This is a genomic window from Myxococcota bacterium (assembly GCA_035498015.1).
In the GTDB taxonomy this organism is placed as follows: domain Bacteria; phylum Myxococcota_A; class UBA9160; order SZUA-336; family SZUA-336; genus VGRW01.
On the sequence record DATKAO010000078.1, the window covers coordinates 1 to 5,007 of the forward strand.

At 71.2% G+C, this 5,007-nt stretch carries 7 protein-coding genes; 4 read left to right on the forward strand and 3 right to left on the reverse strand.

The features are described 5' to 3' along the window. Window positions 1-1,328: sigma-54 dependent transcriptional regulator (locus VMR86_06105; GenBank protein ID HTO06613.1), on the forward strand; the 1,328-nt coding region annotated here is incomplete at its 5' end. Here the strand turns inward: VMR86_06105 and coaD are convergent. Beyond that, window positions 1,325-1,828, reverse strand: coding sequence for a pantetheine-phosphate adenylyltransferase (coaD, locus tag VMR86_06110; GenBank protein HTO06614.1), 504 nt, complete (start codon window positions 1,826-1,828; stop codon window positions 1,325-1,327). The two genes, VMR86_06105 and coaD, sit on opposite strands and share 4 nt — an antisense overlap. Beyond that, entirely contained in the window at window positions 1,825-2,580 is a 756-nt protein-coding gene (gene rsmD, locus VMR86_06115) for a 16S rRNA (guanine(966)-N(2))-methyltransferase RsmD (GenBank protein ID HTO06615.1), read from the reverse strand. The genes coaD and rsmD overlap by 4 nt, the downstream gene beginning before the upstream one ends. Before the next feature lie 110 nt (window positions 2,581-2,690). Here rsmD and VMR86_06120 point away from each other — a divergent pair, with 110 nt between their 5' ends. The 3 genes from VMR86_06120 to VMR86_06130 all read left to right on the forward strand — a co-directional run bounded on the left by VMR86_06120 (window position 2,691) and on the right by VMR86_06130 (window position 4,067). Beyond that, window positions 2,691-2,957: a helix-turn-helix domain-containing protein gene (locus VMR86_06120; GenBank protein ID HTO06616.1), complete on the forward strand. Its 267-nt coding sequence runs from the start codon at window positions 2,691-2,693 to the stop codon at window positions 2,955-2,957. Window positions 2,958-3,138: 181 nt separating this feature from the next. Then, a complete protein-coding gene (locus tag VMR86_06125) occupies window positions 3,139-3,471 on the forward strand; it encodes a hypothetical protein (GenBank protein ID HTO06617.1) in 333 nt (110 codons plus the stop codon). Between the two features lie 5 nt (window positions 3,472-3,476). Further along, a complete protein-coding gene (locus tag VMR86_06130) occupies window positions 3,477-4,067 on the forward strand; it encodes a lytic transglycosylase domain-containing protein (GenBank protein HTO06618.1) in 591 nt (196 codons plus the stop codon). 1 nt (window position 4,068) lies between these two features. On the opposite strand, the gene dacB is transcribed toward VMR86_06130, so the two are convergent. Then, on the reverse strand, window positions 4,069-5,007 hold a 939-nt coding region (dacB, locus tag VMR86_06135; protein ID HTO06619.1), incomplete at its 5' end, for a D-alanyl-D-alanine carboxypeptidase/D-alanyl-D-alanine-endopeptidase.

Genomic DNA, 5,007 nt, shown 5'->3' on the forward strand with positions numbered 1-5,007 from the left:
GCGTTCTCTGCGCCTTGCTCGAACGCGACGGCTACCGCGCGCTCGAAGCGACGGATGGCGCCGCGGCGATCGAGTTACTCGCGCGCGAGCCGGTCGACGCGATCCTCACCGACCTGCGCATGCCCAAGGTGAACGGCCTCGAGTTACTCGAGGCGGTGCGCCGCAAGCATCCGGAGATCCCGGTCATCATGCTCACCGCGCACGGCACGGTGGGCAGCGCAGTCGAGGCCCTGAAACAGGGCGCCTTCGACTATCTCACCAAGCCCTTCGACCCCGACGAGATCCGCCAGGTGATGGAGAAGGCGGTCTCGACCCGGCGCCTCGCCGCGCGCGAGGCGCGCCTGCCCTCCGACGAGAATCCCGAGCCCCTGCTCGTCGGCGAGAGCGTGCTCTTGCGCGAGGTGCGCCACGTGATCGAGCGAGTCGCGCCCACACCCGCGACGGTGCTGATCAGCGGCGAGAGCGGCACCGGCAAGGAGATCGTCGCGCGCAGCCTGCACCGCGCGAGCGCCGTGCGCGGCGGCCCGTTCGTGAAGGTGAACTGCGCGGCGATCCCCGAGGGCCTGCTCGAGAGCGAGCTGTTCGGCTATGAGAAGGGCGCGTTCACCGGCGCCACCGGGCGCAAGCCGGGCAAGTTCGAGCTCGCCGACGGTGGCACGTTGTTTCTCGACGAGATCGGCGAGATGCCGCTCTCGGCGCAGCCCAAGTTACTGCGCGCGATTCAAGAGGGGCGCTTCTACCGGGTCGGCGGTACCGAGACGGTGCACGTGTCGGTGCGGCTGGTCGCGGCCACCAACCGCGACCTGCGCGCCGAGGTGAACGCGGGGCGCTTCCGCGAGGACCTCTTCTACCGGCTGCACGTGGTGCCGATCGAGCTGCCCCCGCTGCGCTCGCGGCCCGAAGACATTCCCATGCTGGCCCGGCTGTTCCTCGAGCGTTTCGCGGCGAAGCTCAACCGCCCCGTGACCGGGATCGACCCCGCCGCGATGGACGCGCTGCGCGCGCACCCCTGGCCCGGCAACATCCGCGAGCTCGAGAACGCGATCGAGCGGGCGACACTGATGTGTGACGGGAGCACGCTCACGCGGCGCGACCTCCCCCCCGAGCTCGACCGGGGCGCGCCAGACGCGCCCGTGCCGGCCGGCGCGACGCCGCTGCGCGAACGCATCCGCGCGGCCACGCAGCGCATCGAGCGCGACGCGATCCTCGAAGCGCTGCGACTCACCGAGGGCAACGTCACCCGCGCCGCCAAGGAGCTCGGTCTCTCGCGCCGCGGTCTCCAGCTCAAGATGAAGGAGCTCGAGATCGACCGCGAGGGTGACTCCTAGCCCTTCTTTTTCGGCCCGATCCGCTCGCGCAGCTTCTGCGCCACCTCGGCGGGTACGAACTCGCTCACGTCGGCGCCGAAGCGCACCAGCTCGCGCACGCGCGAGGCGCTCACGTAGAACCAGCGCTCGCTCGTCATCAGGAACACGGTCTCGATCTCGGGGAACATGTGCGTATTCATCAGCGCCATCTCGAACTCGTACTCGAAGTCGGCGAGCGCGCGCAGCCCGCGAATCACGATGCGCGCGCCGATCCTGCGCAGATAGTCGACCAGGAGTGTCTGGATGATGTCGACCCGCACGTTGGGCAGTCCGCCCACGGCGTGCTTGATCATCGCCACGCGCTCGTCGACGGGGAACGTGCCGCCGCTCTTGTCGACGTTGGTCGCGACGGCCACGACCACCTCGTCGAACAGGCGCGCCGCGCGGTGGACCAGGTCGAGGTGTCCGTTCGTCATCGGATCGAAGCTCGCGGGATACACCGCGACGCGCTTCTCGCTCATTCTTCCGCCCTTCCCCGCTCCGCCCCTTCGTCGGGAGCCGTGTTGTCGTACCAGTCGAACGCCGTCTCGCCGTAGCTCTTGGTTCCCCGCAGCCGCAGCCGCCCGGTCTCGGGCTCCGCGGCGCCGCGCGTCGAGCGCTCGGCGATGACCACGGCGTCGGGATTCAGGAGCCTGGGAAGCGTCTCACATCCGAGCAGGCGTGCGAGCCAGCCGCCGCCGTAGGGCGGATCGGCGAGCACGAGGTCGAAAGCGGGGCCCTCGACCACACGCGCGCCCAGCCCGCGGGCCAGGTCGCGCTCGACGACCTCCCCGCGCCCGGCGACGCCCAGCTCCTCGAGGTTCGTGCGCAGCGCGCGCAGCGCGGCGCGCGAGCGCTCCACGAATACGGCCTCGCGCGCGCCGCGCGACAGCGCCTCGATGCCGAGCGCGCCGCTGCCGGCGAACAGGTCGAGCACGCGAGCGTCGGCCACGCGCGGTCCGAGCCAGTCGAACAGTCCGGCGCGCGCGCGCTCGGAGGTCGGTCGTGTCTCGCGGCCCGCGGCGGAGACTAGGCGTCGCCCTCGCAGCTCTCCCGCAACGACGCGCATCGAAATTCCGCTCCCCGTCTCGACGGACCGAAGCGTCGCGCACCGTATCAACAGCGCTCCGTGCAGGTCAAGGCGGCGCGCAGACCTACACCGACGGGCAACTAGCGCACGCGTCGGAAAATCACGTCGCAAATGTCTTGAACCGTCGTGTACCTTCGCTAGCATGCCCCGCTCGTCGAGGTGACATGGCTCGGTGTCACGAGTGTTCCCCGTGCCATCGCACCCTGGCGGACCCGGCAACCCACCGGCGGCGTTGAGCGAAAAAGGAGCGGCAGATGGCGGCGAAGAAGAGTCAGGGCGCCGGGAACTCGAAGGCGACGATCGAGAAGCAGAAGAAGCTCGTGTCTGCTCGCCTCGCCCAGGTTCGCGGCAGCCGCTCTCAGCGCTCCTTCGCCCGCGAGCTCGGAGTGTTTCAGCAGAACGTGAACCGCTACGAGAGCGGCACGACGCCGCACGCCGACTTCCTGATCACGCTCGCGGTCCGCGAGGGCGTCTCGCTCGATTGGCTCCTGCTCGGCAAGGGCGGCCGCTCGCGCCGCTGATCCGTCCGGTTTCCCTCGTGTGGAGCCGACTACCCACCCCGTAGGAGTCACTGCGCGCGCGTGCGTGCGCAAGACAGCGCGCTACCGCCCGCCGCGCCTTCGCTTTCGGCGCGTGAGGCCCCGCGCGGCACGGATTTTGTAGCTCCTCCGCGACGCGAACCGTCGTCGCTGGAGGTAACCGATGCGCATCGCCCTGGGGGTCCTGGTGGTCCTCCTCAACGCCGCCGACAACACCACGACCTTCCTGTGTCTGCGCGCTCCGGTCCCGGGCTACGACGTCTTCGAGGCCAACCCCGCCGCGAACTGGCTGTTCGGCACGATGGGCCTGGTCCCGGGTCTGGTGTTCGAGATGGTGGTGACGACGCTGGCCGTCGCGTTCCTGGTCGCCACGAGTCACGTGCCGCCGCGCATCAAGCTCGCGCTCCTGGTCGTCCTGGCCGCCTTGCCCGCCTGGGCGGCCGTCAACAACGCACTGGTGATCCACAGCACCGCGCTGCCGATCGCGTGGAGCTAGCCCGCATGCAGAGACCCAAGCTCGCGATCGTGGTCCTGTCTCTCTGCTGCGCGCTGTCGTGCTCGCTGCGCCACGACGTGCCGACGCCCGACCCGTCCGAGCCGCAGGCCGTCGCCACGGCGCCGACGCCCGAGGCGCAGACCACCGCCGAGATCGAGACACTCCTGTCCGGCTACATGACCGGGCTCGCGCCGTTCGAGCTGCGCCGCACCGCCCAGGCGATCGTGCGCGAGTCGAAGCGCAACCGCATCGACGTGCGCCTGGTGCTCGCGGTCATGAACACCGAGAGCGGTTACTACAACTTCGCGCGCTCGCCCGTGGGCGCGCTCGGCCTGATGCAGATCATGCCCGCGACCGGCGAGATGCTCGCCGACGAGGCCGGCGTCGACTGGTCGGGCCCGGACGACCTGTTCGCGCCCGAGCTCAACGTGCGGCTCGGCACGCGCTATCTCGCGATCCTGCACGCGCGCTACGGCACCTGGCAGAAGGCGCTCGCCGCCTACAACTGGGGCCCGGCCGCGATCGACAAGAGACTCGCCGACGGCGACCGCGTGCCCGAGGTGTACGTGCAACAGGTCTACGCGCGCCTGAAGTGAGTCACTCGCTGGGCGGAGGGGCCTCCGGCGCCTGCGCGGCCGCGGGCTCCGCGGCCGGACCGACCGGCGCCGAGCCGAGCCGCGAGGCGAACGCGTCGATCGCCGTGTCCACGCCTTCCGCGTCGCCGCGCGCGCCGTTCACCAGGATGGAGAACACGCGCGTGGTGCCGTTGGGCGCGGGCACGATGCCGGAGAGCGCCGCCACGCGCCGCAGGTGACCCGTCTTCGCGCGGATCTGGATCGTGCCGCCGCCCATGCGGTCCTCGAGCGTGCCTTCGCGGCCGCCGATCGGCAGCGCCGAGAGATACTCGGGCGCCAGGTCGAAGCGCGCCGCGGCGTGCCGGATCACCGCCACCAGCGTGGCCGGGGCGATGCGGTTGCGCGGCGAGAGACCCGAGCCGTCGGCGATCACGAGCTCCGGATCGCGAATGCCCGCGGACTGGAGCCACGCGGCCAGGGCCTGGGTGCCCTTCTCCCAGGTGCCGGGCGGGCCGTAGACCTCGGCGCCCAGCATCTTGGTCAGCTGCTCGGCGACGAAGTTGTTGCTGAACTTCTCGAGCAGGCGCACCTGGAGCGCGAGCGGCTCGCCCGGGAAGCGCAGTAACTCGTGCGCCTCGGCCGGCGCGGGCCCGACGCGCACGCGCGGCGCCACGCGTACGCCCTGGCCCTCGAGCTGCGCGCGCAGCACCGCGGCCGCGTAGCGCTCGGGCAGCGCCACCGCGCGCCAGTAGGTCGAGGTCGGCTTGCCGGCCGAGACCGCGCCCGACACGCGCACGCTCTCGCCGCTGCCGTCGGGCAACACGTCGACGTCGAGCACGAGCTGCCCGCCGCCGCTCAGAGTGACTGCGTCGGCGGCGCCGCGAAAGTACGGCAGCGAGGGCGCGAGCCGCAGCTGCACCGGCGCGCCGACCTTCTCGCCCGGCACCACGTCGACCCGGAA